Below are 25969 nucleotides of genomic sequence, written 5' to 3'. Positions count from 1 at the left end.
CATGCAAATGTTCAATCAATGGCGCTGCGCCCTGGCGCTGGCCCTGTGCATGAGTGGCAGCGCGATGGCCAGTAGCGGCAACCTCCTGCAACCTGGGCAAACCGTCAGCGCCAGCTTTGCCCAGGGCCAGCAATCGGTCTGGACCTTGCAGCTCAAAGCCGGCGACCTGGTTCAGGGGCGGCTGCAGGGCGATGCCAGCCTGCGCCTGCTCGATGCCCAGGGCCAACCTGTACGGCTGCTCATCGATGGCCAGGACCAGCCGCGCGAGTTCATTTTCATCGCCGAGCGCGATGGCGCCTATGGCCTGCGCGCCGAGGCGCTGGCCAGCCGCGCGCAAGCCACTTATGCACTGACCCTGAAGCAAGTAATCGCGGCCAGCGAGCAGAAGCGCACGGCCGCCCCGTTGCCAAGCCCGACCCTGCGCGAGTTGCAGCAACAGCTGGCTCAGGGCGCGAGTACCGAAGCCTTCTGGCAGGCCCGTCAGCAGCAGGGCACGCCGATGGTCGAAAGCGTGGCAGACCAGCCCGGCATGGCCCTGGTGACCTTCCTCTGGCGCGGAGCGCGGGACAACGTGCGGGTGTTCGGCGCGCCCTCGGGCAATCATGATGAACTGCAACGCCTGGGCGACAGCGACGTGTGGTTTCGCAGCTATCTGCTGCCGGCGTCTGCGCGCTTGAGCTACCAGATGGCCCCGGACGTGCCGGCCTCGGATGATCGGCGGATGATCCTCGCCAGCACCCGCCGCGATCCACTCAACCCCAACGGCTTTGCCGATGGCAGCGGCGACCCGTTCCTCTCGCGCTCACGCCTGGAATTGGCGGCAGCGCCTGCGCAACCCTGGGTTGCCGAGCGTCCCGGCATTGCTCGGGGCAGCCTGGAACGCAAGGTGTTGAGCAGTAAATTGCTCGGCAACGAGCGTGACGTTTACCTGTACCGCCCGGCGCAGTGGCAGCCGGGCGCCAAGGGCCAGGGTTTGCTGGTGCTGTTCGATGCCCACGCCTATACCCGCCAGGTGCCGACCCCGACGATTCTCGACAACCTGATCGCCGATGGCCTGATCGCGCCGACCGCGGCGTTGATCATCGCCAACCCCAGTGACCTCAGCCGCCAGCAGGAACTGCCGCCCAACCCGCAGTTCGCCCGCTTCATGGCTGAAGAACTGATGCCCTGGGCGCGCCGGCAAGGTCTTGCGGCAGCGTCAGAACGCACGGTGGTGGCCGGTTCCAGCTACGGCGGCCTGGCGTCGGCCTACCTGGGTCTCAAGCACCCGCAGCTGTTCGGCAATGTCTTGAGCATGTCCGGTTCCTACTGGTGGGGACGTGAGGGCGAAGAGCCGGGCTGGCTCACCCGCGAATACGTCAAGGCGCCCAGGCAAGCGCTGCGCTTTTACCTGCAGTCGGGCCTGTTCGAAGGGCCGAAAATCCTCGACACCAACCGCCATCTGCGTGACGTGCTGCTGGCCAAGGGGTATGCGGTGGAGCAGGTCGAGTACCCGGCCGGGCATGATTATTTGCAGTGGCGGGGCAGCCTGCCGTGTGGCTTGATCAGCTTGATCGGCGAGGTGCAGCAGTTGCCGAAAGCCTGTCAGCCAGGCTGACGGCGGGGCTCAGCGAGAAAGCGCCTCAAGAACATGTTCAGGGTCGTTGTGTATCGCCCTCAGCAAGGCTTTGGCCGGACCTGTGGGCTCCCTGCGGCCCTGTTCCCAATTGCGCAACGTGCCAACTTGGACGTCGATCATGGCGGCAAACTTGGCCTGCGACAGGCCGGTTGCCTTGCGGATGGTTTTGACCTGAACAGCATCGATAGAGAACTCGCGTGACGGCTGGCGTTCGCCGCGGACGATTTCGTCCATCTGCTTTACGCTCTCCATCAGTTCGTCAAAGAATGCACTCACGCTTACCTCCAGTTCTCGATAACGGCCTTCAGTGCTTTTCGTTGGTTCGGGTCGAGGTCCTGTTGTTCGTTCTTGGAGTAGATGAACAGCATTGCAATTTGTGACGCCGAAACAAAGTGGTAGTAGATGACCCGTAGCTATGACTTCATCTTTCGATACCGTCGTGTTTCAGCGTTCACCAGGAGCCCCAAGGCTAATAGCTCCAGGTCGGACACGTCAGAGGCGTGCATCCTGAAAAGATGTGGGACGGATCTTCATTTGTTCTCTTCCTTACGACTGCGATTGCGCCACAACCGATACGCCCGGATCCCCGAGCGTACCGAGCCAAACAACAAGCCGTTCTCCATCTCCCGGGCGATCCCCGAGCGCACCAGCATGCGCAAGAAGCGCCCGCGTGCCCGGGCGATACCGAAGTAGATGCCGCGGGCTGTCAGGGTATCGCGCACTTCGCGCAGGGCAGCAATGCCGCTGACATCGATGGAACTGACCGCTTCGGCATCGAACAGCACCGCGCGCGGCTGCTCCTCGCGCTGCACCGCCTCGAGCAAACGCATCTTGAAGTAGTCGGCATTGAAGAACAGGATCGCATCGTCAAAGCGATACACCACCAGCCCCTGCACCGTGCGCGCATCCTGGTGGCGGCGGATGTCGACCTGGCCCTCGATGCCCGGCACCCAGCCGAGCACCGCATCGGTAGGCTGGTAGATGCTGTAGAGCAAACGCAGGATCGCCAGGGTCACAGCGATGATGATGCCCGGCAGCACACCGACGCCGAGCACGCCGACGGTAGTCAGCACGCACAGCCAGAACTCGAAGCGGCTGAGGCGGTAGATTTTTTTCAGCGACTGCACATCGATCAGCCCCCAGCCGGCCATCAGCAAAACCGCACCGAGGGCAGCCTGGGGAATCCAGGCCATGGGCGTGGTGAAGGCCAGCAGGATCAGGGCGATGACCAGGGCGGCAATAATGCCGACCAACTGGCTTTTGCCGCCGACCATGTCGTTGACCGCGGTGCGCGAGTCGGCGCCGCTGATGGCAAAGCCTTGGGAAACCCCAGCGGCGATATTGGTGACCCCGAGAGCAAGGAACTCATGGTTGGCGTTGATCGCATAGCCATGGCGGGCAGCAAAGCTGCGGGCAGTCAGCATGGCGCTGCAAAAGCTCACGGTGGCGATACCCAGGGCGTCGCGCAACAGGCTTTTCATTTCTTCCAGATTGGTTTGCGGCCAGGCCAGTTCCGGCATGCCGGCCGGCACCGGGCCGAGGATCGCCACGCCAAAGCGGTCGAGGCCAAACAGCCCGACTACCAGGGTGGCCACTGCCACGGTGACCAACGCCGCCGGCAGGCGCGGGTAGCGGCGCGGCAACCAGATCAGCAAACCCAGCCCGGCAACGCCGATCACCAGGGTCAGCCAGTGGATTTCGCCCAGGCGCTGCAGCAGGTTGATCAGGCTGAGGACAAAGCCGTTGCCCTCGATCTGAAAGCCCAGCACCTTGCCCAGTTGCCCGGCCAGCAGGCTCAGGCCGATACCGTTGAGGTAACCGATAAGGATCGGTCGCGAGAAGAAACTGGCAATGAACCCGGCTCGCGCCAGCCCGGCACCGATCAGCATCAGGCCAACGAGGATGGTGACAATCACCGACAACTGCGCCAGCCGCGCCGGGTCGCCCATGGCCAGTGGCGCAATGGCCCCGGCGACCATGGCGCAGGTGGCGGCATCCGGGCCGACCATCAACTGCCGCGAACTGCCGATCAGCGCATAGACCATCATCGGCAGGATGCACGCGTACAGCCCGTACTGCGGTGGCAGGCCGACGATCTGCGCATAGGCGATGGCGATGGGAATCTGGATCGCCGCCACCGACAGGCCGGCCTGCAGGTCATGACGAAACCATTCGCGGCGGTACTGCAACAGATTGGCCAGGCCAGGCAGCCAGCGGGAGAGAAACATGCACGGATCCTTTCGAGTGTTTCGCGGTGGGCTATTAAAGCGCAGCGCGCGGCGCCTGGGCAGGGCGGCAAGTCAAAAACACTGCTGTTAAGTCTGGCTCAAGCCGTGGAGAATGCCGGCCGATTACAGGGACAGTGAATGGATACCGATGGAACGCAGGATCAATCGCTGGAAAAAGCGCGCAATGTTGCTGAGCCTGGCCTGGTGCTGTAGCGCCCAGGGCCAGGGCGACATCTTTGGTAGCGGCGGCGACGTCGATGGCATGTTGACCCTTGGAGCCACGTTTTATCTGCCCTTCATGCTCACTGGCGCAACCACTTATGGACCCACCATGGCCTCTGAGGCCAGTTCCGGCAAAGATGGCAAACGCGTGATGGCGCAGGCTCGCGACGATGCTGCGGCGTTCATTGCCAGCGACGGGGCTTACCGGGGTGTCTATCTGGAATCGGCGTTGAACTGGTTGCGTAGCGAAGGGCGTGCGCCAGGCGCAACGGATCGCGACCTGGCCCAGGGAATACTGGTGCTGGCAGCAGCCGAAGCGAAGGGGATCTAGCGAAACAGCCACCAGGGCGGTGGCCAAGGCCTCAGCGGCGCTGAAACCTGAAGGAAGCTGGAGCGGGTGAAGGGAATCGAACCCTCGTTATCAGCTTGGGAAGCTGGAGTAATGCCATTATACGACACCCGCTTTCAGGGCTGACTTTGTACCAGAACTTCGTCGCGATTTGAAGCCCTATGTTGCTTAAGCGTCATCTGCCGGTGGCCAGTAGCGCGAGGTCGTGCATCTTCTGTTTGGCCTTTTGGGCCGTTGATGCAGAAGGCTGCGCTACCGGCGACCGTGTCGCTCAGATAGCCAGTGCATGATGCTCCTGGGTGTAGCTGTAACGCGGGCGCGACTCCTTCAGGGCAGGTTTGAGAAAACCCAGCAGGGCTTCGCGGGTATCGCGGCAGGCGGCCTTGTGTTCCATGTCGAGGAAGTGGCCGGTGGCGCGGATCTCGCGAAAGTGGCTGTTGCGCACGTGTTGGCCGAACTGGCGGGCATCTTCGGTGGTGGTGTATTCGTCCCACTCGCCATTCATGAACAGCACCGGAATGTCGATCACCCGCGCCGCCCGCAGGGCATTGCCCAGGTCGTGGTCGAGCACCTGGTTGATGTGAAAGTGCATCTGCGCGTATTCGTGGTTGTCCAGGCTGCTGACGTGGCGGTAGTTGAAGCGCTTGAACAGCGACGGCAGGTGCTTGCCGATGGTGTCGTTGACCAGGTTGCCGACCCGGTAACGATCGCAAGCGCTCAGGTACTGGCAGCCGCGTTCGAGGTAGTCGCGCATCGGTTCGTTGATTACCGGCGAGAACGAGCTGACCACCGCCTTTTCGATGCGCCGCGGCTTGTGCGCCAGGGCCAGCAGGGTGCAGGCGCCGCCCCAGGAGAAGGACATGACATGATCGGCGCCAAAGTGGTCGATCAGCTCCAGGAGGATCTGCCCTTCGGTTTCCTTGGTCAGCAAGTGTTCGTTGCGGTTGTGCGCCTTGGACTTGCCGGCGTAGGGCTGGTCATAAAGCACCACGTTGAATTGCGGGTGCAGGTTGCGCACCGTCTGGGCAAACGAGGCCGTCGTGGCCAGCGAGCCATTGATCAGGATGATCGTCTTCTCAGCGGCATCTGCGCGATAGAACTCCGTGTAAACCCGATACTGACCTTGTATATCAAGCACAGCGATTTCTGGCCTCATGTCGTCGACTCCTGGCGCAAAAAGGGTGTTCGCACATGCAAGGATGCGCGTTCTTTATGACAGGTAGGCATACGCCTTGAAGAGAAGCTGAGGGCCCTGGTCGATCCATGTGGCACGTTGGTCGACCGGTATTGTTCTAGGAGGGCAATCTGCCGGACGCCGGGGCTTCGAGGCACTGGTCGCTGGCAAAAAGGTGTCTTGGACTACGATCGTGACTGGCTGGTCACATGCAGACCGACGATTGGATTCAAGCAGGCACCCGGCCAACCCGCAAGTGCCTTTCGGGCAATTGACGAAAATTTTCCGCCAGGCGGTCGCAGGCTCAGATTGCCCGGATTTCTTCAGGGTAGAGCGCGCGGTACTGACCGGGCTGCAGGTCGGGGTCCAGCTGCAACGGGCCCATGCGTTCGCGGTGCAGGCGCACGACCTTGTTGTCGAAGTGGCCGAACATGCGCTTGACCTGGTGGTAGCGGCCTTCGACGATGCTCAGGCGCGCGCTGCGTGGGCCGAGCAAGGTCAATTCGGCGGGCAGGGTGGTGAGGTCTTCAAAGGCGAAGTAGAAACCCTGGCGGAATTTCTCGATGTAGTGCTCGCCGATCTCCTGCTCGGTCTCGACGTAGTAAACCTTGGGCAGCTTGGTCTGCGGCTGGGTCAGGCGCCGCGACCACAGGCCATCGTTGGTCAGCAGCATCAGCCCGGTGGTGTTGAAGTCCAGGCGCCCGGCGATGTGCAAATCTTCGGTGTCGGCTTGGTCGATCAACTCGATCACCGTGGGGTGCTGCGGGTCCTGGGTGGCGCTGACGCAGCCCTGGGGCTTGTGCAGCATCAGGTAGCGCAATGGGCGCCCGGCCTGCAGCAGTTGCTCGTCGACCTCGATGCGGCTGAATTCGCGCACCTCGAAGCGTGGATCGCTGACCTGCTGGCCATCCACGCGCACGCGCCGTTCGACCAGCAGCAAACGCACGTGCTGACGGCTGAAGCAGGGCAGGTTGCTGAGGAAGCGATCGAGACGCATACAAAACCAGGTGCAGGGCGCGACAGTTTAACCGGCTGGCGTGGCCTTGGCTGCCTGCAATTGCGCCTCGACCTCGGCGCAGCGCGGGCACAGGCAGGCCTGGTTGCGCAGTTCGGCAGGCAGGGCTTCGAGTACCTTGGGGTCGATGCTCACGCCGTAGCACCAGCAGGCCTGGGCGGCCGTGCGCGGGTCGGCCAGGCTGCAATCGTTGCTGGCGCCGCAGGCGGGGCAGCGGCGGCTGTCATTCATGATCGGGGCTGTTCATGGTCGGTTCGGGGTATCTCGCTGCAGACACGGTTGCGTCCACTTTGTTTGGCCCGGTACAGGGCACGGTCGGCGCGGGAGATCAGGCTGTGCAGGGTATCGTCGGCCTGCAGGTTGCTCAAGCCGATGCTGGCGGTCAGGTGGATCGGCTGCTCGGCATAGGTAAAGGCCAGGGCCTCGGTCTTGCTGCGAATTTTTTCGGCCACCGCCGCGGCGTTCTGGCTGTCGGTGTCCTTGAGCAGCACGATGAATTCCTCACCACCCCAGCGGCAGATGATATCAGCATGGCGCAGGCATTCCTCCAGCACCTGGGCGAACTGGCGTAGCACTTCGTCGCCGGCCAGGTGGCCATGGGTGTCGTTGAGCGCCTTGAAGTGGTCGAGGTCGATCAGCAGGGCGATCAGCGGCTTGGGTTCGCGCTGGGCTTCTTGCAGCGCTTGCGCGGCCAGCAGGTCGAAGCCACGGCGGTTGGGCAGGCCGGTGAGGCTGTCGAGGGTGGCCAGGGCTTCGATGTTGTCCTGATGGCGCTTGACCATGGCATTGAGCAGCGACAACACCACCAGGGTGATCATCGCGCAGATCGCCAGGTTCAGGTACAGCGACTGGCGAATGGCATCCATGGCGCCGTCTTCGCGCTTGTCGACGAACAGGTACCAGTTCAGCTCCGGCACCAGGCGCACGTTGAGGAAATGACTATGGCCATCGCTGCTGTTGTATTCATGGCTGCCGCTGACCGGTTGTGGCATTTGCCCGAGCCCGTCCAGTTCGACCAGCGGCTGCCCGGTCCTGGCGCCATGGGGACCGCCATTGGAGCCGGTAAGTACGATACGCCCCTGCGGATCGACGAAGAACACCTGGCGCTGGTAGCGCTGCTGGTAATCGTCGATCAGGCGGATCACCGCCTCGACCGTCAGGCCGATGCCGGCAACGCCGATGAACTTGCCGTCGTAATCGAACACCCGGTAGTTGATGAACACCGTGAGGCGGTCCTGGTTGGCCATGTCGAGGTCGACGTTGATCTCGTAGGGCGTGTTCATTTTCAGTACCCGCTGGTACCAGGCATCACGGGGTTCTTGCGGGTCGATTTTCTTCAGAACGCCTTTGGTCTGGTAATAGATACCGCTGTTGCTGGAGACGAAGAACGCCGTATAGGCGTGGTGCTGGCGCATGATTTCGTCCAGGTAACGGGTGACCTGGGCGGTGTCGCGCTCGCCGCCCAGGGCCCAGTCGCGCAAGAAAGTGTCGTGAGCCATCATCGACGAGATCAGGATCGGACGTACCAGGTCTTTCTGGATTTCCGAATAGACCGTATCGGAGGTCAGCGGCAGCTCGGTGTTGACGATGTTGTCGCGAATCGAGCTGCGTGAGGCGAAGTAGCTGAGCAGGGAGGTCGCCAAGAAGCCGCAGGCGAGCAACAGCAGTAATGTCAGGATCAGCGAGCGCTGCGAAAACAGGGCGGAACGAGGCGGCATGACATTCCCGGTCTGTAGGCCAATGGCCTTCATTCTAGTGGTGTGGCAGAAAAATAACTTTACGATTTTTAAGGGTATCGGCCTTGTATCAATTTATTGCAGCAATGGCACCGGACCTGGTTTTGACAGTCTTATTCAATGTCGATGAACACTTGCCGATCGACGCCGACCAGCGCCGCTGGGATGGGCAGTTTCGCGGTCCGGGAGGCCGCCATGTATCGCCGACTTTTGCTGCTTGCAGTGTTGGGTTTGCTGACCACCGCCTGTGTCCCCTATGGAGGTAACGGTTACTACCGCACCGAGGTCTACACCGCCGATCGCTATGGCTATCCGGGTTACTACCGGCCGTCGTATCCCTACAGCCGCGGCTACTACGTAGCGCCGCAGCCGCGCTACTACGTGGCACCACCGCCGCGTTACTACGCGCCGCCACCGCATTACTACCGTCCGGCGCCCCACGGCTATTACCGGGAAACGCCGCATAACTACTACAAGCCTTACCCGGGGCGCGGCCATGACCGCTACCGCCAGGGATCGTCACGTCACGAGCGCAGCCGTGACGGCTGGCCGGATCGCAACTGGCGTCGCTGAGGCGCCATTCAGGCCAGGTCCGCCAAGGGGTGACGACCTTCCCACGCCTTGCTGAAATGCGCTTCAACCACCGCCGTTGGCACCTGGGCGATATCTGCCCAGTGCCAGCGCGGTTTTTGGTCCTTGTCGATCAGCCGCGCGCGCACCCCTTCGCTGAACTCCGGATGCTGGCAGCAATTGAGGCTCAGGGTGTATTCCATCTGGAACACCTGGGCCAGCGACAGGTACTTGGCACGCTGGATTTGCTCCCAGACCAGGTGCGCGGTCAGCGGGCAGCCTTCGAGCATGGTCTGCGCGGCCTTGGCCAGCAGCGGGTCGGCGTGGTTGCGCAGCTGGGCGATGGCACGCCAGGCGCACACCGGGTCGGCGACATCCAGCAACGCGTCGATCTGCTGGCGCCTGGGCAGCCACTGGGCTTCGGGCCTTTGCGCCTGGGCGCCGTTCTGCTGGGCCTTGAGCAGGCTGTTGAGCTGCAGGGCGGTCTGCTCCTGCCAGTTCAATTGCAGCAGGTCGTCGAGCAACTCTTCCTGCTGGCTTTCGCCCAGCAGACGGTCGGCCAGGCCCAGGTCGAGGGCATCGCTGGCGTTGATCGGCGCGCCAGTAAGGCCGAGGAACAAGCCCAGTTTGCCGGGCAGGCGCGACAAGAACCAACTGCCGCCGACATCCGGATACAGGCCGATGCTGATCTCCGGCATGGCCAGGCGGCTGCTGGGGGTGACCACGCGTACACTGGCCCCCTGCAACAAACCCATGCCGCCACCCAGCACATGGCCGTGGCCCCAGCAGATCAGCGGCTTGGGGTAGGTATGCAGGCGGTAGTCGAAGCGGTATTCGGCGGCAAAGAACTGCGCCGCCAGGGGCGGTACCCGGCCGGGATGGTCAAGGCAAGCCTGGGCCAGGCTGCGCACCTCGCCACCGGCGCAGAAGGCCTTGGCGCCTTCGCCGCGCAGCAGCACGCAGACCACATCCGGGTCATCGGCCCAGGCCTTGAGCTGTTCGTCGAGTACCTCGATCATCGGCAGCGACAAGGCATTGAGGGTTTGCGGCGTATTGAGGGTGGCAACGCCGATGCGCGCGCCGTCGACGCCGGTGAGTTCTTCGCACTGTACTGCAGCCATGGGCGACCTCGTGGTTGATCCGCACAAGTATGGCCGCTGCTGGCGATTTCGGCGGTCGCCGGTCGGATCGATTGACAAGCGCAGGCAGCTTTCCTAGTGTCGCGCCATTGTTTTTCGGACCCGACCATGACTGACGACGATCGCATCAAACTTGAACCGAGCTGGAAAGAGGCCCTGCGCGCCGAATTCGACCAGCCCTACATGCACCAGTTGCGCGAGTTCCTGCGCGAAGAGCACGCTGCCGGCAAAGAGATCTACCCACCTGGCCCGCTGATCTTCAACGCCCTCAACTCCACCCCGCTGGACCAGGTCAAGGTGGTGATCCTCGGTCAGGACCCGTACCACGGCCCCGGCCAGGCCCATGGCCTGTGCTTCTCGGTGCAACCGGGGGTGGCAACGCCGCCGTCGCTGGTGAACATCTACAAAGAGCTGCAGCGTGACCTCAACATCGAAATCCCCAAGCACGGCTGCCTGCAGTCCTGGGCCGAGCAGGGCGTATTACTGCTAAACACCACCATGACCGTCGAGCGCGCCAACGCCGCGTCTCATGCCAACAAGGGCTGGCAGTTCTTCACCGACCGCATCATCGAAGTGGTCAGCGAGCACCAGCCCAACAGCGTGTTCCTGCTTTGGGGCGCCCATGCCCAGAGCAAGCAGAAACTGATCGATGCCACCAAGCACCTGGTGCTCAAGTCGGTGCATCCATCGCCGTTGTCGGCCTACCGTGGCTTTCTCGGCTGCGGCCATTTCAGCCAGGCCAACCGCTTCCTAAAGCAGTGCGGACTGACCCCGATCGACTGGCGTTTGCCACCGGTTTAACGCCGGGTACCTAGCATTTTTGTCAGTTTCGGCCGATTTGAAATAGGCATCTAATACTTCCAGGTTTTCCACGGCAGCCAGCTACAGGCTCGCTGCCAGGGTGCTCTTCGCTGGAAGGAACTGTCGCCATGGGCTCGGACGATTCTGATGCTACTGATGAACCGGTAAATCCCCGGGAGCGCTACGCCGCGCCGTTCGTTCCGGCCGCTATGGAGTTGACGGAAGATGACGTGCTGGGGCATTTGGTCCGCAGGGAAGACCAGTTACGCCCATTGGAAATCAGCATCAGGGAGATCTGGGCGGATTACAATGCCGCTCCTCCGGGCGTGGATACAAAAGTTGAATTTCTCTGGCGAAACGACGTAGTTGAAACATTTACCTTTTCTCAGCCAGTGATCCCGGATGATGTGATCCCGGTTGTCTGCAAGATGCCCTCGGAGTACATGGCGGCGCCTGGCCCCGCCCGGGTCGAGTACCGCGTTACGGTATCGTTGAACCCGTCCACTTCGCACGCAACGCACCTGTTCATCGATAAGCAGGCGCCCAATGGCGACGAAGAAGGTACACCCCTGCAGTTTGACCAGGAAGTCCTGATCAGCGGCGTTACCGAGGATTATCTCAGCCGGCACGACACGGTCGATGCCCGGGTCGAGCCTTGGCCAGATATCAGGGTGGGCGACCTGCTGACCTACTACTGGGAAAAGTTGCCCGTTATCGATACGGATGAGCAACCACGCGAACTGCCCTATGCCGGTGAGTTGCGCATCACCGATGTCAATGCGCCGATCATTGTGCGATACGATGCGATGCTGGTCCGAGAGAGCGGTTCAGGCCCGCATAACGCCTACTATCGCCTGGAAGATCGAACCGGTAATCGCGGGCCAACGTCCGAGGTCCAGCCAATTGAGGTAGTGCTGGATGAATTGCCGGGCGACCTGCCTGACCCTCGGGTGCCCAGGTTCGATGTCGATGGGCTGATTGACCTGGAAGATGCCCGTGCAGGTGTCGAGGTTCACATCGACGTCATCAGCGACGCACAGCAAGGCGATCAGGTTCAGGTCTACTGGCGCGGGCTGGCGCTTCGCCTCATCACCATTGCCGAGAACCAGCAATGGCCTTTAAAGGCCCCGGTCAGTTGGGCAATTCTAGCGGCAGGAGGTTTTGCTGCACCTTTTGTTGATCGGGTGCACTACACCTGGCGACGCGGTGGGGCTTCGCTCACCTCTTCGACCTTATGGGTAGACATCGACCTGACGGTGGCCGGTCCGCCTCCCGGCCCGGATCCGGTCAACCCCTTGTTGCTACCGGCTGTAGTCAAGGGCACGACAGCCGATAATGTGCTCACAGGCGCCGATGCCGGGCAGGACGCGCGCGTCGAGATCCTTCTGTATGACAACCCGCAATTCGGTCAGGTGCTGGAACTGTTCTGGGGCAGTCATCCGCAGGCGGTGGATCGCTACGAGGTGAAGGCTGAGGATGTTGGCGGGCAATTGAGCGTGCTGAGGGTTCCTTGGGCGATTATCCATAGTGTCGGCAATTCACCTGCCTTGCCGATGCAGTACACCACGTTCAATGGGGTTAACCGGCAACGGTCACCCGTAACATCCGTGCGTGTCGAGGTGCGAGTCATCGAAGGCCTGGCGCCCGCCACCTTTCCAGATGCCAAGACCAATCAATGGATACGTTGCGAAGAACAGCCATGGTTGGGCGTTCGGGTAGAGATCCCCAAAGACCCGCAACTGCAGGTGGATGACAAGCTCATCCTGCTTTGGGAGGGCGACTACAACCAATCGGGCAATAACCCGATCCCTGGAACCCAGGGACGTTTCGAGCATGTTCTGACCCGCGAAGACCTCGAAGCCGAGCATGGCTACAGGTTCACCGTATTGCCCTACGACCCGCTGATCAAGTTGGCGGCTCGAAGTGCGCCGGGTGGGGGGGGCGGTAATGTCCGTTATCGGCTGGAGAAAGGCGACGGTAGTGGTGTGGGGGAGTCGGGGTTGGCCCGTGCGAGGTTGTCAGTCATCGATCTGAGTACGGGCCTGTATTGTGATCTAGAGGCGTGAATACTGTGTTCAAGGATGTTGACTCAATACGCTGAAGTGATTGCGCAGTTGCGATAAACAAGACGACGTTTTGCTCTGAAAAAAGGTTTGGCTTCGCCCCCGCAATGCCGTTGCTTGGCAGGACGGCGGCTGGGTCGACTGAGGTGCTGATGGTGTTCCAAGCCTATTTCTATTTGCAGGAGATACCAAGATGACCAAGTTTGAAGCGACAACCAAGGCGTCAGCCGAAAAAGCCAAAACACGGGCCCCACAGCCTAGAAGTTTTAGAAACTTGTTTAATCCACCGGTGCCTATTAATACTGAGCAAAATATTCCCGGGGGACAGATTAATCTGCTGCGTACACCGAAAATCCCGGAAGGACTCGAGGTGGAAATTCCGGCTTTCACTACAGTGGGGCCGCCCGGCACAATCGATACGGTAACCGTTTATATTAACGAAAGGCCGGTTCACAGCGTTGAGTTGCCGGTCCCTCATGTGATCACATTTCCCATTCCGGTGACGCTGCAAGACCCAGTGCTTGAGTCGCATGGTGAGAAAGTTGTTTATTTTGACGTCGTCAACTCGATAAATCCCAATGATGGAGTTTCGCAGAATCTTACGGTAACAGTCGACAGGCTTGATCCCAATCTTGGTGCTTTCCCAACGGCCATCATTCTTCCGGAGGACCTGCCGGATGCCACGGTGACGCCGGAGTATCTGGAAGCGCACGACGATGAGCTGGTGTTGCAGATTCCAGATTACCTTGACCCGCAAGTGGGTGACTACTGGGCGATTCTCTTTGGTGATGAGCAGTCCCAGCCGAATAAAGGCGGGCTGGTTAGCGAAAGGCCTATCAATGTAGTGCTGACAAAGGACGAGCTGCTCCTTGCCGGGCCTGGCACCAAGCAGGTGACCTATATACTGGAAGACCGGGCCGGCAATCCGACCAAGCTGGCATACCGCCAGCAAGTGTTCGTTATCCTTGAGCCAACACCTATCGACTTGCTGGCGCCCAGGGTTGACGCTGCGCCCATTGACATTGTCGAAGCACGTGAGGGCGTGCTGATCGAGGTGGATGAGTATACCAATGCGGCGTCGGGTGACGAAGTGCGCGTTTACTGGAATGATATTTATGTGGATCGGGTCTTCCTGCCGCCCACGCCTAACTGGCCTTTACCGTTTACCGCACCATGGGCAGTCATCTCCAGTGGCGTCGAAGGGACTGCGCATATGGCCCAGGTGCGCTATGAAGTCATCCGTAGCAAGGCCTATCCCTCCCCAGTACTGGACGTGGAAGTAGACCTGGAGTTGATTGGGCCACCTAACCCGGGCGAACCCGATCCGGTCAACCCGGCGCTTGATGTTCCACTCCTGACCTCGTCGACGGGGGAGCTGAATCTTTTGCGCCCAGAGGATGCAGGCCAGCCTGCCGACGTCAGTTTTACCCTCTATGATCCTGCGCAAACCGGGGAGGTTATTCGGCTTTACTATGGCCCGGAAAACCTGTTGGTGGCCACCTATACAGTGCAGAGCACAGACAATCCCGGTGACCCGATCGAGTTGCAAATCAGCTGGGACGATATTGTCAAAGTCGGCAATGGAACGGACATTCCGCTGTTCTATAAAATTTTTGCCAATGCGACCACCACCAACTTCCAGTCGTCGGGCAGTCAATTGGTGGATGTCAGGGCCATTCCATTGGCAGAGGTCAACGCGCCTGAGTTGAATTTGCTCGAAACCCAAGCGGGTATCAGTTGTTCCGATTTTCCATGGCGAGGCGTTAATGCCAGGGTTGTTGATGCTCAAAATCTTCAAGTGGGCGACATCGTTACTTTGCACTGGCTGGGCCTTGAAGGTTTTACCAATTCGCAGCCTGTCGAAGAAACGCGTTCATCTTTCCCACGGGAAGTGCTCAATCAAAACGAAGTGGACACCGGGGTAAATCTTACGATCCCATGGATTCCTTGCATGGAGCCGCTGCGCAGCGGTTTTGTCGAGCTGTATTGGATTCAGGAACGTGGTGGCGAGGATATTGGCCGTTCTCCAGTGAAGTCTTACTACTACTTTGGAGAACAGGGGACCGGGCTTTGCCCAGGAAGGCCATAAGCTGAGTGTTTGATAATAAATGAGGCCGAGCAATGCTCGGCTTCATTTTATCTATATGGGCGCGACACTGTCTGTTGATTGTGCCTACTTCTTATGGGGAATATTCCTACATAAGATTCTGTCAGAAGTTTCTATTCTGCGCTCCGAACAAACGGGGCTTGAACTAGTTGGCTCTGTTTAATCCGGAACTGAATAGTCTCAATGCTGCGGAGTAGAATCTCATGACCAAACCAAGCATCTTCAAACCCTCGGCGCTTTCGTGCGCCTTGCAGGCAGCCCTTGTCGCACCTTTGGTGATGGCATCGGCTCAGGCCCTGGCTATCACCAAGGTTGTCGAAAGCAACCAGACCTTTACCGCTACCTCGGGGACGCCGTCCTACAACTATCGCGTATTGGAAAATGCCACTCTGAATGTCCAGGGTGCGCGGACCGAGCACATTCAAGTGCGCAAGGGCCAACTGAACATCGAGGGTGGCACCGTCACTGCCGTCGGCTCGAACAACGCTGTTGCCCTGGTGAGCAGTACCGCCCGTATCGCCAACGCACGTATCGATAGCGCCCAGGGCAACGGCCTGACGGTTGGCCGATTGCTCGATGGTTCGGCGACCGGGTCCGAGGTCCAGGTCCAGAGCAGCGAAATCAACGGTGGCCGATTCGGTGCAACCCTCAGCGCCTATAGCAATCTGTCGCTCAAAGACTCGAGCCTGACCGGTGCTACGGCTGATGGTCTGTTGATGATCGGCGGCCAGGCCCAGGCGCACAACAGCGTGATCAAGGGCGCCGAGAGCGGTGTGCGTTTGTCTCATGAATACTATGGCTCTGAAGCCAACGAGCAGGCGCCGACTTTGCTGCTGGACAACAGCAAAGTGATCGGGGAAGCAGGGCCGGCCCTGGTGGTGGATTCTGCAACCACCGCCCGTATCGACGTACTCAATGGTTCGAGCCTGGAAGGCGCCAATGGCACCCTGCTTGAGCTCAAGAACGGTGGTTCGGCAGAGATGCAGATTGGCCGCAGCGACCTGGTCGGCAATATTCAGGTAGGCGATGGCAGCACTGCGCAACTGACCCTGAGCAATGCCAGCCTGGAAGGTGATGTGATTGTCGCCACTGGCGGCGCGGCGCAACTGAGCCTGAACGATCAATCGCTGTTCAAGGGGCACCTGGAAAACGTCGACGCACTGGCGCTCAACGGCGACAGTACCTGGGCGCTGGTGGGTGACAGCCAGGTTGAACAATTGAGCCTGCAGGGCGGCCATGTGCAGTTTGGCGAGCCTGGCCAGTTCTATCGCCTGGACCTGGGAGAGCTGTCTGGCAACGGCACCTTTCATATGTCGGCTGACTTCGCCACTGGCGAAGGCGACCTGCTCAATGTCAGCGGTCAGGCCAACGGTCAGCACACCCTCGCCATCAGTGCCAGTGGTCACGACCCGGCCGCTGTCGAGCGGATCACCGTGGTCACTACCGGCGGCGGCGATGCCGAGTTCAGCCTGGTGAACGGCCCTGTCGACCTGGGCGCGTTTTCCTATGACCTGACCAAGGAAGGCAACGACTGGCACCTGGACACCGAGAAGAAAGTCATCAGCCCCGGCACCCGTTCGGTCCTGGCGCTGTTCAATACCGCACCGACCGTGTGGTATGGCGAGCTGTCGTCGCTGCGCACCCGCATGGGCGAGTTGCGCTACAACGAAGGTAAAAGCGGCGCCTGGGGCCGTGCCTATGGCAGCAAGTACAACGTTGCCGAGTCGTCTGGCACCGCCTACAAGCAAACCCAGCAGGGCTTCACCCTGGGTGCCGATGCCCAGGTGGGCGACAGCCAGTGGCTGGTGGGTGTGCTGGCCGGTCATAGCAAGTCCGACCTGGACCTGAGCCGCGGTACTACCGGTACGGTCGACAGCTACTACGCCGGTGCCTACACCACCTGGCTGGACCAGGACAGCGGTTACTACTTTGACGCGGTGGCCAAGGTCAACCGCTTCGACAACAAGTCCAAGGTGGCCATGAGCGACGGCAGCCAGGCCAAGGGCAACTACAAGACCAACGGCGTCGGTGCGTCGGCCGAGTTCGGTCGTCACATCAAGCTCGATGACGGCTACTTCGTTGAACCTTTCGCCCAAGTGTCGGCAGTGAGCATCCAGGGTGCATCCTACGACCTGGACAGCGGCCTGAAGGCTGAAGGTGACCGCACCATGTCGGTACTCGGCAAGGCCGGTGCCACGGTAGGTCGCAACTTTGATCTTGGCGAGGGGCGCTTTGCCCAGCCGTACCTGCGCGCTGCCGCGGTGCACGAGTTCGCCAAGAACAACCAGGTCAAGGTCAACGACAACGTGTTCAACAACGACCTGTCCGGCTCGCGTGCCGAGGTCGGTGCCGGTATTGCCGTGTCGCTGTCCGAGCGCCTGCAGTTGCATGCCGATATCGATTACAGCAACGGCGACAAGATCGAAAAGCCGTTCGGTGCCAACGTCGGCGTGCGTTTCACCTGGTAAGCGCGTAACTGAAAAGAGGACGCCTTGGCTTCCTCTTTTTTTGTTTCAGTCGCAGCGTTTGTCCCAGTGCCTGAATAACGGTTCGGCCAGAAACAGCACGAACAGCAAACGCATCACCTGTAGCGCCGTGACCAGTGGCACCGACAGTTGCAGGGTTTCGGCGGTCAGGCTCATTTCGGCGATGCCGCCGGGCATCATGCCCAGGGTCAGCGAGCGCAGGTCGAGGTTGGTCATGACACTGAGCACACCCGCCGCAAGGCCTGCGATCAACATGGTCAGCGCCGTGGCAATCAAGGTGCGGCCGAGAAACGACGGTGCCCGGCGAAAGAACGCGCGGTTGAAGTGACAACCCAGACCGCTGCCGATCAGCCATTGGCCGATCTGGCTGGCGCCATCGGGCAGGGCCACCTGCAGGTTGGCGCTGACACTGGCCACCGCCGCCACCAGCAACGGCCCGAACAGCCACGGGTTGGGTTGTTTCAAACGCTGCCAGCCCAGGGCCAGCAACACCCCCAGCGGGCAGATCACAACCAGCCAGCCCCAGTGCACGCTCCCGGCGTGGGTCAGCGGCACGCCATTGCCGAGCAAAAACTTGAACAGCGCCGGCACACACAGCACCACCGCCAGCACCCGCAAACTCTGCGCTGCCGCCACCTGGCTGAGCACCGCACCGTTACGGGCGCCGAGGTTGACCATCTCCCCGGAGCCACCGGGCATGCTGGAAAAGAACGCTGTGGCCCGGTCTTCGCCAGTACGGCGCAGCAACCACACCCCGACCACACTGGAAACACTGGTGATCAGCGCCCCGCAGAAAATCAGGCCGAAGTTGCTCGCCACCTGCTCGACCACCGCCGGGGTGAAGTGCAGGCCGATCCCGATACCGATGATCCACTGCCCGCATTTGCGCCCGCCGGGGATCTCGCTCAATTGCCAGGGCGTCAGGCAACGCACGAGGATGATCGCCAGCAACGAGCCGACCATCCACGGCAGCGGCCAGCCGACCCTGCTGGCGAGGTAACCGCCGGCCAGGCCGACCAGGCCGGTGGCCCAGTACAGTTTCAAGCGGCCATCAGACATCGGCCAGGGCACGACGCTGAAGGCTGCGCTTGCGCCAGATGCGCAGCAGCGGCAAAAGCATCATGGCGATGGTCAGGCCCCACACGCTCATGCTGATCGGGCTCGACCAGAGGATGTCCAGGGCACCATTGGAAATCGACAGCGCGCGGCGCAGGTTCTGCTCCATCAGCCCGCCGAGGATGAAGCCCAGCAAGATTGGCGACAGCGGGAAGTCCAGCTTGCGCAGGATGTAACCGAAGATACCGATGCCGATCATCAGGAACAGGTCGAAGGTGGTGGCATGCACCGCGTACACACCGATCGCGGTGATGATCGCGATCACCGGCACCAGCGCCCAGTTCGGCACGGCGAGGATGCGGGTGAAGATGCGGATCATCGGGATGTTGAGGATCACCAGCATGATGTTGGCGATGAACAACGACGCGATCAGGCCCCAGACGATGTCCGGTTGCTGGGCGAACAGCATCGGCCCCGGGGTGATGTTGTACAGGGTCAGGGCGCCGATCATCACGGCGGTGGTGCCCGAGCCGGGTACGCCGAGGGTCAGCATTGGCACCAGGGCGCCGCAGCAGGAGGCGCCGATGGCGGTTTCCGGTGCGGCCAGGCCGCGCTTGTCGCCCTTGCCGAAGGTGCCGCTGGCACCGGCGATGCGCTTTTCGGTCATGTAGGCCACGGCGCTGGCCAGGGTTGCGCCGGCACCGGGCAGCACGCCCATGATGAAACCGAGCAGGCCGCAGCGAATGTTGACGACGAATACCGAGGCCGCTTCCTTGAAGTTGAACAGCATGCGCCCGGTGGCTTTCACCGCTTCGTGGCCATGGTGGGTTTTTTCCAGCAGCAGGAGAATCTCGCTGATGGAGAACAGGCCCAGCACCAGCACCACGAACTGAATGCCATCGGCCAGGTGCACGCTGTCACCGGTGAAGCGGTACACGCCGCTGTTGGCGTCGATGCCGACACTGGAAAGAAACAGCCCGATCAGCGCGGCGATGAAGGTCTTCAACGGCCGGTCGCCGGCCATGCCACCCAGGCAGACAATGGCGAACACCATCAGCACGAAATACTCCGCCGGGCCGAAGGCGATCGCCCATTTCGCCAATAGCGGCGCGAACAGCACCATGCCGCAGGTAGCGATAAAGGCGCCGATGAACGAACTCCAGGCCGACAGCGACAGCGCCACCCCGGCCAGGCCCTGGCGGGCCATGGGGTAGCCGTCGAGGGTAGTCATGACCGTCGACGCTTCACCGGGGATATTGAGCAGGATCGAGCTGATCCGCCCGCCGTATTCGCACCCCAGGTACACCGCTGCCAGCAAAATCAACGCCGACTCCGGCGGCAGGCCGAGAGCGAAGGCAATCGGGATCAGCAGCGCCACGCCGTTGATCGGGCCCAGGCCCGGCAGCAGGCCGACCACGGTGCCGATCAGGGTGCCGGCGAGGGCGGTAACCAGGTTGTAGGGGCTCAGGGCGACGCCGAAGCCCTGGCCGAGATAACCAAGCGTATCCATGTCAGTTCTCCAGAACGTCGAGCAGGCCGAGGGGCAGGGGCACATCCATCACACGGTCAAACAGCCAGTACAGGGCGATGCTCATCAGGCCGATGATCACCACGCTGGGCAACCAGCGCCCGCCATACAAGCGCGCCATCGGCACGCCGATGAGGATGCTGCTGACAATGAAGCCCAGTGGCTCGAAGGTGGCGGCAAAGACCAGCAGCAAGGCGACGCAGAGGCCGATCTTGTTCAGGGTTTCGCGGTCCAGTTCGGGTTCGTCGTCCTTGTGCACGATCGGCGTGGGACGAAAGGCCAGGTACAGCAGGCCCGCGGCCATCAGGCCGAGCATCAGCAAGGGATAGGCACGTGGCCCGACCGGTTCGTAGGAAAAGGCTGCCTGGTAGGGCCAGGCCATGACGGCCAGGGCGGCGCACAGCGCCAGCAAAAACAGGGCGAAGAGACGTTGCAGGATCATTGCGGAATCCTCTTTTCGCGGGGCAAGTGGGAGCGGGCTTGCCCCGCGATGCGTTCGAAAGGGGAGAGGCTTATTGAATCAAGCCAAATTCCTTGGCCAGGGCCTTGTAGTCAGCCACCTGTTTCTTGACGTAGGTGTCCAGCTCGACACCGGTCATGGCGAAGGGGAACAGCTCGCGCTGATCGCGCAGCTTGGCGAACTCTTCGGAGGCCAGCAGCTTGTCGAACGAGGCTTTCCACCAGTCGTACTCTTCATCGGTGACTTTCGGCCCGAGGTAGAAACCGCGCACCACCGGCCAGACGATGTCGTAGCCTTGTTCCTTGGCGGTGGGGATGTCCTTCATTTCCGGCTCGTCCAGGCGGGTTTCGGCGAACACCGCAAGCAGGCGCATGTCACCGCTCTGGATGTGCGGCATGGAGTCGGAGATGTCGGTACTGCCGACCTGAATGTGCCCGCCGAGCAGCGCCGTGGCGATTTCGCCGCCGCCTTCCAGGGCCACGTAGCGCAGGTCGCGCGGGTTGATCCCGGCGGCCTTGGCGATCAGCGCGGTCTGCATCCAGTCCTGGCTGCCGACGGTGCCGCCGGAGCCGATCACCACCTTGCTCGGGTCTTTTTTCAGCGCCGCGACCAGGTCGTCGAGGGTCTTGTAGGGCGAATCGCTTTTCACGGCAATGGCACCATAGCTGGTGCCTACCGCCGCCAGCCAGCGCACGGCGTTTTCATCGAAACGGCCGAACTTGCCCTGGGCCAGGTTCAGCAACGAACCACTGGACCAGGCCACCAGGGTGCCGGCATCGGCCGGACGCTGGGCGACCACCGCGTTATAGGCCACCGCGCCGACACCGCCGGGCATGTAGGTGACGCGCATCGGTTTGCTGAGGATCTTTTCGTTGACCAGGGCGCTTTGCACCAGTTTGCAGGTCAGGTCGAAACCGCCGCCGGGCGAAGCCGGGGCGATGCATTCAGGGCGTTTCGGTTCGCCCGCCAGAACGTTGCCGGCCAGCAGCAGGCAACCGGTGGCGAGGGCAATGCGGCGCAGTGAAAAAGTCATCGTGTCTCTCCGTGAACGTTATTGTTATCAGGGATTACCACAGCGCAAGGCTGTAACTCACCAGCAGTCGCACTTCGTCGGCATCGCGGGCGAAGTTGGAGCGGAAGGTGGCGTTGCGCAGGCGCACGGCGACGTTTTTCAGGGCGCCACTTTGCACCACGTACTTGAACTCGGTGTTGCGTTCCCACTCCTTGCCCTCGCCACCATCGGCCAGGCTGACATTATCGCCGCTGATGTAGCGGCTCATGAAGGTCAGGCCGGGGATGCCGAGCTTGCTGAAGTCGTAGTCGTAACGGGCTTGCCAGGAGCGCTCGTCGGCGCCGGCGAAGTCGTTGATCTGTACGAAGTTGACCAGGTACGGGTCGGCGCCATCGACATAGGGGAAGGCGGTGTCGCCGGACAGGTGCTGGTAGCCGGCGCTGAGCTTGTGGCCGTTCAGGCCGTAGCTGAGCATGCCGTTGAGCGCGGTGTTGTCGATGTTGCCACCGCGGGCCTGGCCCTGGTCGTCACTGAAGGCCATGCGCAGGTCGGCGCCGAAGGTGCCCGGGCCCCACGGCTGGGAGGCGATCAGGCCGACGAAGTGCTGGCGGTAGACGTCATCGAGCTGGGCCCAGTGGTAGCTGCCGGTAATCTTGTCGGTGAACCTGTAGTCCAGGCCGGCCATGTCGAAATGGTTGCCGGCGACGGTGCCAAGAAATCGGCTGTTCTTGTTGTTGAGGGCGATGTCCTCGTTGTTGGTGCTGTCGCGGTCGCGGGCTTTTTCCAGGCGCCCGCCGGTAAAAGTCAGGTTTTTGATCTCGCCCGAGGTCAGCAGGCCGCCCTCGAAGGTCTGCGGCAGGATGCGCCCGTCGTTGGGCTGCAGGGTCGGCAGCTCCGGGATCAGCGTGCCGATCTTGAGTTCGGTCGCGGAAATCTTCACCTTGCCGGTCAGGCCGAGTTTGGAATACTCGTCGGCGGCGCGGCCATCGTCGTGGGTTGGCAGCAGGCCGGTGCCGGTGCGGTCGGGGCTTGAGTCGAGCTTGATACCGAGCATCCCCAGGGCATCCAGGCCGAAGCCTACAGTGCCGTCGGTATAACCTGACTCGAAATTGAGCATGAAGCCCTGGGCCCATTCGTCACGCTTGGATTGCTGGGCGCTGGTGCCATCGCGAAAGTCGCGGTTGAAGTACATGTTGCGGGTTTCGAAGCTCGCCTTGCTGTCATCGAAGAAGGCGGCCTGGCTCAACGGGGCGACGCCGGCAAGGGCGAGGGCGCTGGCAACTGCGGTCTGGCGGGAAGGTAGACGTCGGGTAGGCGCGTACGCCTGCGGCTGCATGGACAGCATCGTGGAGTGACTCCGTTATTGTTCTTATTAGTTCGGACCTTGGGTCCGGTTTTACGGCAAGCAGAGTGAGCCGTGAGAGGATGCTAGGGCGTGAACCTTTCGCTAACCTTTCAGCAGCTTTTGATTGCGCCGAAGGCTTCACAGGCGGGCTGTCGGCTGTACACTCCGCGCCATTGAACGCGACGCAAAGGGGAGAAATCGATGCGTGTGCTGCTCGTCGAAGACCATCTGCAACTGGCCGAAAGCGTGGCCCAGGCCCTGAAAAGCACCGGCCTGACCGTGGATGTGCTGCATGATGGCGTGGCCGCCGACCTGGCCCTGGCCAGCGAGGAATACGCCGTGGCGGTGCTCGATGTCGGCCTGCCGCGGATGGACGGATTCGAGGTGCTGGCGCGCCTGCGGGCCCGCGGCAAGACCGTGCCGGTGCTGATGCTGACCGCGCGCAGCGACGTCAAGGACCGGGTCCATGGCCTGAACCTGGGCGCCGACGATTACCTGGCCAAGCCGTTCGAGCTGACCGAGCTTGAGGCGCGGGTCAAGGCCCTGCTGCGCCGTAGCGTGCTCGGTGGAGAGCGCCAGCAGCGCTGCGGGCCACTGGTTTACGACCTCGATACCCGGCGCTTCACCCTCGGCGAAGAACTGCTGACCCTGACCTCCCGCGAGCAGGCGGTGCTCGAAGCACTGATTGCGCGGCCCGGGCGGGTGATGAGCAAGGAGCAACTGGCCGCCCAGGTGTTCGGCCTGGACGAAGAAGCCAGCGCCGATGCTATCGAAATCTACGTGCACCGCTTGCGCAAGAAGCTCGACGGCCATGCCGTGGCGATCGTCACCTTCAGGGGGCTCGGCTACCTGCTCGAGCACAAAGATGCGTAACAGCGACAGCCTGCGCGGGCGACTGCTATGGAACCTGGCAATCCTGCTGGTGGTGCTGATGCTGGCCAGCGGCCTGAGCGCTTACTGGAACGGCCGTGAAGCCGCCGACACCGCCTACGACCGTACCTTGCTGGCCTCGGCACGGACCATCGCCGCGGGCCTGTCGCAACGCGACGGCACCCTCAGCGCCGATGTGCCCTACGTGGCCCTGGACACTTTCGCCTACGACAGCGCCGGGCGCATCTACTACCAGGTCAACGATATTCACCAGCGCTTGATCTCCGGCTACGAAAACCTCCCGGCGCCGCCGCCCAATACTCCGCGCACCGACGATTACCCGGCCCTGGCGCGCTTTTACAACGCCCGTTATCTGGGTCAGGACGTGCGCGTGGTCAGCCTGCTCAAGGCGGTTAGCGAGCCGAACATGAACGGCATGGCCGAAATCCGCGTGGCCGAAACCGAAGAGGCGCGGGTGCGCATGGCCCGCAGCCTGATGGCCGATACCCTGCTGCGCCTGGGCATGCTCGCCCTCGGCGCGCTGATGCTGGTGTGGTTTGCCGTCAGCGCCGCCCTGCGCCCGCTAGAGCGCTTGCGCAGCGCTGTGGAGGAGCGCCAGCCCGATGACCTGCGGGCCTTGCCGGTGGTCCAGGTGCAGCGCGAGCTGAGCCCGCTGGTGCGCGCCCTGAACCACTTTACCGAACGCTTGCGCGGCCAGTTCGAGCGCCAGGCACAGTTTATCGCCGAGGCCGCCCATGAACTGCGCACGCCGCTGGCAGCGCTAAAGGCGCGGGTCGAACTGGGCTTGCGCTCCAACGAGCCGCAAGTCTGGCGCGAAACCCTTGAGGCCGCCGCGCAAGGCACCGATCGCCTGACCCACCTGGCCAACCAGTTGCTGTCGCTGGCGCGGGTCGAAAACGGCGCCCGGGCGATTGCCGAAGGCGGCGCGCAATTGCTCGACCTCAGCCAATTGGCCCGTGAGCTGGGCATGGCCATGGCGCCGCTGGCCCATGCGCGTGGCGTCGCCCTGGCGCTGGAGACCGAGGGGCCGGTGTGGGTGCGCGGCGAGCCGACGCTGCTCAATGAGCTGCTGAGCAACCTGGTCGATAACGCCATGGCGTATACGCCCAAGGGCGGCGATGTGATTCTGCGCGTGGTTGAGCCGGGCATTCTCGAAGTCGAAGACGACGGCCCGGGGATTCCTGAAAGCGAGCGCGAAAAGGTCTTCGAGCGCTTCTACCGGCGCGGCGCCCAGGGCACTGGCCTGGGCCTGGCGATTGTCGGCGAGATCTGCCGCGCGCACCTGGCGCAGATCAGCCTGCACGATGGTGAGCGTGGCGGCTTGAAGGTGCGGGTCAGCTTCAGCGCTGACTAGCGGAACATCGCCTTGGCATTTAGCAGGTCGCTGGCCTGCAGCTCAGTGCCGGTGGGCAGGCCAAGGTGGCGGTAGGCGGGCAGGGCGGCCAGCGGTCGCTCCTTGCTGTTGCTGCTGAGTACCTGGGCGATCTGCACAATATCGACGTAGTCGACCTTGTCGGTGCCGCGATCCAGGTCCTGGATCAGCCCGGGCAGGTGCACCAGTTGCTCGGGGAACTCCCAGACGCTGAGGATCTTGTCGCCCAGTGCCGGGTGAATCTGTTCGATTACATAGTTCAGGCTGACCGGGTCGGAGAGCAGCTCGTTGTGCTCTTCGGCATACAGCAGGATCGGCAGCGCGCCAATCTGATGAACCAGGCCAGCGAGGGCTGCTTGGTCCGGCTTGAGCTGGGTGAATCGCAGGCACAGCTCATAGCTGATGCCAGCCACTTCGAGGCTTTTTGACCAGATCTCGCGCATTTTTTGCTCAACCACATCCGAGCGGGTATGGAAGATCTGCTCGATCACCAGGCCGATCGCCAGGTTGCAGCTGTAGTTGATGCCCAGGCGGGTGATGGCCGTTTGCAGGTCGGTGACCTCGGTGGCGGCGCGCAGCAAGGGGCTGTTGACCACCTTGATCAGGCGCGCCGACAACGCTGCATCGCGACCGATCACCTTGCTTAGGGTACTGACGCTGATCTCGCTGTCTTCGGCGGCTTCGCGAATGCTCAAGGCCACTTCCGGCAGGGTCGGCAGCACCAGGTCATCGTTGTCGATGGCGCTCAGCAGGTGGGCCTGGATCATCTCGGCCATCTTGTTCATGGTGATTCTCTA

22 protein-coding genes, 1 tRNA gene and 1 pseudogene are annotated in these 25969 nt (G+C 61.9%); 9 read left to right on the top strand and 15 right to left on the bottom strand.

The window, feature by feature from the left end:
* Nucleotide 1: 1 nt before the first annotated feature.
* Entirely contained in the window at nt 2-1597 is a 1596-nt protein-coding gene (locus LOY22_RS21240; RefSeq protein WP_258594706.1) for an alpha/beta hydrolase-fold protein, read from the top strand.
* Nucleotides 1598-1606: 9 nt separating this feature from the next.
* Here LOY22_RS21240 and nadS read toward each other — a convergent pair whose 3' ends face one another.
* The 3 genes and pseudogenes from nadS to LOY22_RS21225 all read right to left on the bottom strand — a co-directional run bounded on the left by nadS (nt 1607) and on the right by LOY22_RS21225 (nt 3846).
* A complete protein-coding gene (gene nadS, locus LOY22_RS21235; RefSeq protein WP_093380013.1) occupies nt 1607-1894 on the bottom strand; it encodes a NadS family protein in 288 nt (95 codons plus the stop codon).
* 2 nt (nt 1895-1896) lie between these two features.
* Nucleotides 1897-2028, bottom strand: a pseudogene (locus LOY22_RS21230) (type II toxin-antitoxin system RelE/ParE family toxin); the annotation flags it as partial.
* 120 nt (nt 2029-2148) lie between these two features.
* Nucleotides 2149-3846 carry a SulP family inorganic anion transporter gene (locus LOY22_RS21225; RefSeq protein WP_093380016.1) on the bottom strand — a complete coding sequence of 566 codons (1698 nt, stop codon included), beginning with the start codon at nt 3844-3846 and terminating at the stop codon, nt 2149-2151.
* A gap of 148 nt (nt 3847-3994) precedes the next feature.
* Here LOY22_RS21225 and LOY22_RS21220 point away from each other — a divergent pair, with 148 nt between their 5' ends.
* Nucleotides 3995-4399: a DUF2388 domain-containing protein gene (locus LOY22_RS21220; RefSeq protein ID WP_176794224.1), complete on the top strand. Its 405-nt coding sequence runs from the start codon at nt 3995-3997 to the stop codon at nt 4397-4399.
* 58 nt (nt 4400-4457) lie between these two features.
* Here LOY22_RS21220 and LOY22_RS21215 read toward each other — a convergent pair.
* The 5 genes from LOY22_RS21215 to LOY22_RS21195 form a co-directional block, all read right to left on the bottom strand.
* Nucleotides 4458-4531, bottom strand: a tRNA-Gly gene (locus LOY22_RS21215).
* 157 nt (nt 4532-4688) lie between these two features.
* A complete protein-coding gene (locus tag LOY22_RS21210; protein WP_045197581.1) occupies nt 4689-5573 on the bottom strand; it encodes an alpha/beta fold hydrolase in 885 nt (294 codons plus the stop codon).
* A gap of 322 nt (nt 5574-5895) precedes the next feature.
* Nucleotides 5896-6588, bottom strand: a complete 693-nt coding sequence (locus tag LOY22_RS21205) for a pseudouridine synthase (RefSeq protein ID WP_093380022.1) — start codon at nt 6586-6588, stop codon at nt 5896-5898.
* 27 nt (nt 6589-6615) lie between these two features.
* The gene (locus LOY22_RS21200) at nt 6616-6837 is read right to left on the bottom strand and encodes a cysteine-rich CWC family protein (RefSeq protein WP_045197585.1); all 222 of its coding nucleotides are present in this window, start codon (nt 6835-6837) and stop codon (nt 6616-6618) included.
* On the bottom strand, nt 6834-8324 hold the full coding sequence (locus tag LOY22_RS21195) for a sensor domain-containing diguanylate cyclase (protein ID WP_258594701.1): 1491 nt from the start codon (nt 8322-8324) through the stop codon (nt 6834-6836). Before LOY22_RS21195 ends, LOY22_RS21200 begins: the two co-directional genes overlap by 4 nt.
* 213 nt (nt 8325-8537) lie before the next feature.
* On the opposite strand from LOY22_RS21195, the gene LOY22_RS21190 reads away from it, so the two are divergent.
* Nucleotides 8538-8915, top strand: a complete 378-nt coding sequence (locus LOY22_RS21190) for a hypothetical protein (protein WP_045197905.1) — start codon at nt 8538-8540, stop codon at nt 8913-8915.
* Between the two features lie 8 nt (nt 8916-8923).
* Here LOY22_RS21190 and LOY22_RS21185 read toward each other — a convergent pair whose 3' ends face one another.
* Nucleotides 8924-10033 carry an enoyl-CoA hydratase/isomerase family protein gene (locus LOY22_RS21185; protein WP_045197589.1) on the bottom strand — a complete coding sequence of 370 codons (1110 nt, stop codon included), beginning with the start codon at nt 10031-10033 and terminating at the stop codon, nt 8924-8926.
* Between the two features lie 126 nt (nt 10034-10159).
* Here LOY22_RS21185 and ung point away from each other — a divergent pair, with 126 nt between their 5' ends.
* The 4 genes from ung to LOY22_RS21165 all read left to right on the top strand — a co-directional run bounded on the left by ung (nt 10160) and on the right by LOY22_RS21165 (nt 17490).
* A complete protein-coding gene (ung, locus tag LOY22_RS21180) occupies nt 10160-10852 on the top strand; it encodes a uracil-DNA glycosylase (protein WP_045197592.1) in 693 nt (230 codons plus the stop codon).
* Between the two features lie 128 nt (nt 10853-10980).
* Complete coding sequence (locus LOY22_RS21175; protein WP_258594699.1) at nt 10981-12918, top strand: hypothetical protein; 1938 nt, start codon at nt 10981-10983, stop codon at nt 12916-12918.
* A 190-nt stretch (nt 12919-13108) separates the two neighbouring features.
* Complete coding sequence (locus tag LOY22_RS21170) at nt 13109-15004, top strand: hypothetical protein (protein WP_143013263.1); 1896 nt, start codon at nt 13109-13111, stop codon at nt 15002-15004.
* Nucleotides 15005-15225: 221 nt separating this feature from the next.
* Nucleotides 15226-17490 carry an autotransporter outer membrane beta-barrel domain-containing protein gene (locus LOY22_RS21165; RefSeq protein ID WP_258594697.1) on the top strand — a complete coding sequence of 755 codons (2265 nt, stop codon included), beginning with the start codon at nt 15226-15228 and terminating at the stop codon, nt 17488-17490.
* A 45-nt stretch (nt 17491-17535) separates the two neighbouring features.
* Here LOY22_RS21165 and LOY22_RS21160 read toward each other — a convergent pair whose 3' ends face one another.
* From LOY22_RS21160 to LOY22_RS21140, 5 genes are all read right to left on the bottom strand, one after another.
* Nucleotides 17536-18567 (bottom strand): AbrB family transcriptional regulator, encoded by a 1032-nt coding sequence (locus tag LOY22_RS21160; RefSeq protein WP_093380044.1) that lies wholly within the window; start codon nt 18565-18567, stop codon nt 17536-17538.
* The gene (locus tag LOY22_RS21155; RefSeq protein WP_045197603.1) at nt 18560-20074 is read right to left on the bottom strand and encodes a tripartite tricarboxylate transporter permease; all 1515 of its coding nucleotides are present in this window, start codon (nt 20072-20074) and stop codon (nt 18560-18562) included. The genes LOY22_RS21160 and LOY22_RS21155 overlap by 8 nt, the downstream gene beginning before the upstream one ends.
* A 1-nt stretch (nt 20075) precedes the next feature.
* Nucleotides 20076-20534, bottom strand: coding sequence for a tripartite tricarboxylate transporter TctB family protein (locus LOY22_RS21150; RefSeq protein ID WP_045197606.1), 459 nt, complete (start codon nt 20532-20534; stop codon nt 20076-20078).
* Nucleotides 20535-20604: 70 nt separating this feature from the next.
* Nucleotides 20605-21585 (bottom strand): tripartite tricarboxylate transporter substrate binding protein, encoded by a 981-nt coding sequence (locus LOY22_RS21145; protein ID WP_045197609.1) that lies wholly within the window; start codon nt 21583-21585, stop codon nt 20605-20607.
* Between the two features lie 34 nt (nt 21586-21619).
* The gene (locus LOY22_RS21140; RefSeq protein WP_045197611.1) at nt 21620-22909 is read right to left on the bottom strand and encodes an OprD family porin; all 1290 of its coding nucleotides are present in this window, start codon (nt 22907-22909) and stop codon (nt 21620-21622) included.
* Nucleotides 22910-23110: 201 nt separating this feature from the next.
* Here LOY22_RS21140 and LOY22_RS21135 point away from each other — a divergent pair, with 201 nt between their 5' ends.
* Nucleotides 23111-23782, top strand: a complete 672-nt coding sequence (locus LOY22_RS21135; protein ID WP_045197613.1) for a response regulator — start codon at nt 23111-23113, stop codon at nt 23780-23782.
* Entirely contained in the window at nt 23775-25154 is a 1380-nt protein-coding gene (locus LOY22_RS21130) for a sensor histidine kinase (RefSeq protein WP_045197615.1), read from the top strand. The genes LOY22_RS21135 and LOY22_RS21130 overlap by 8 nt, the downstream gene beginning before the upstream one ends.
* Here the strand turns inward: LOY22_RS21130 and LOY22_RS21125 are convergent.
* A complete protein-coding gene (locus tag LOY22_RS21125) occupies nt 25151-25957 on the bottom strand; it encodes an HDOD domain-containing protein (RefSeq protein WP_258594695.1) in 807 nt (268 codons plus the stop codon). The genes LOY22_RS21130 and LOY22_RS21125 overlap by 4 nt on opposite strands.
* Nucleotides 25958-25969 lie beyond the last annotated feature (12 nt).

It is taken from the genome of Pseudomonas sp. B21-035 (assembly GCF_024748945.1).
Classification (GTDB): domain Bacteria; phylum Pseudomonadota; class Gammaproteobacteria; order Pseudomonadales; family Pseudomonadaceae; genus Aquipseudomonas.
This window is presented reverse-complemented; position numbering and strand designations above follow the sequence as displayed.

Coding starts and splice junctions, on each gene's coding strand:
- LOY22_RS21165 (WP_258594697.1), top strand. CDS start 15,226: ATGACCAAACCAAGCATCTTCAAACCCTCGGCGCTTTCGTGCGCCTTG.
- LOY22_RS21135 (WP_045197613.1), top strand. CDS start 23,111: ATGCGTGTGCTGCTCGTCGAAGACCATCTGCAACTGGCCGAAAGCGTG.
- LOY22_RS21125 (WP_258594695.1), bottom strand. CDS start 25,957: ATGAACAAGATGGCCGAGATGATCCAGGCCCACCTGCTGAGCGCCATC.
- LOY22_RS21190 (WP_045197905.1), top strand. CDS start 8,538: ATGTATCGCCGACTTTTGCTGCTTGCAGTGTTGGGTTTGCTGACCACC.
- ung (WP_045197592.1), top strand. CDS start 10,160: ATGACTGACGACGATCGCATCAAACTTGAACCGAGCTGGAAAGAGGCC.
- LOY22_RS21175 (WP_258594699.1), top strand. CDS start 10,981: ATGGGCTCGGACGATTCTGATGCTACTGATGAACCGGTAAATCCCCGG.
- LOY22_RS21210 (WP_045197581.1), bottom strand. CDS start 5,573: ATGAGGCCAGAAATCGCTGTGCTTGATATACAAGGTCAGTATCGGGTT.
- LOY22_RS21220 (WP_176794224.1), top strand. CDS start 3,995: ATGGAACGCAGGATCAATCGCTGGAAAAAGCGCGCAATGTTGCTGAGC.
- LOY22_RS21150 (WP_045197606.1), bottom strand. CDS start 20,534: ATGATCCTGCAACGTCTCTTCGCCCTGTTTTTGCTGGCGCTGTGCGCC.
- LOY22_RS21130 (WP_045197615.1), top strand. CDS start 23,775: ATGCGTAACAGCGACAGCCTGCGCGGGCGACTGCTATGGAACCTGGCA.
- LOY22_RS21170 (WP_143013263.1), top strand. CDS start 13,109: ATGACCAAGTTTGAAGCGACAACCAAGGCGTCAGCCGAAAAAGCCAAA.
- LOY22_RS21225 (WP_093380016.1), bottom strand. CDS start 3,846: ATGTTTCTCTCCCGCTGGCTGCCTGGCCTGGCCAATCTGTTGCAGTAC.
- LOY22_RS21140 (WP_045197611.1), bottom strand. CDS start 22,909: ATGCTGTCCATGCAGCCGCAGGCGTACGCGCCTACCCGACGTCTACCT.
- LOY22_RS21200 (WP_045197585.1), bottom strand. CDS start 6,837: ATGAATGACAGCCGCCGCTGCCCCGCCTGCGGCGCCAGCAACGATTGC.
- LOY22_RS21155 (WP_045197603.1), bottom strand. CDS start 20,074: ATGGATACGCTTGGTTATCTCGGCCAGGGCTTCGGCGTCGCCCTGAGC.
- LOY22_RS21205 (WP_093380022.1), bottom strand. CDS start 6,588: ATGCGTCTCGATCGCTTCCTCAGCAACCTGCCCTGCTTCAGCCGTCAG.
- LOY22_RS21195 (WP_258594701.1), bottom strand. CDS start 8,324: ATGCCGCCTCGTTCCGCCCTGTTTTCGCAGCGCTCGCTGATCCTGACA.
- LOY22_RS21160 (WP_093380044.1), bottom strand. CDS start 18,567: ATGTCTGATGGCCGCTTGAAACTGTACTGGGCCACCGGCCTGGTCGGC.
- LOY22_RS21240 (WP_258594706.1), top strand. CDS start 2: ATGCAAATGTTCAATCAATGGCGCTGCGCCCTGGCGCTGGCCCTGTGC.
- LOY22_RS21145 (WP_045197609.1), bottom strand. CDS start 21,585: ATGACTTTTTCACTGCGCCGCATTGCCCTCGCCACCGGTTGCCTGCTG.
- LOY22_RS21185 (WP_045197589.1), bottom strand. CDS start 10,033: ATGGCTGCAGTACAGTGCGAAGAACTCACCGGCGTCGACGGCGCGCGC.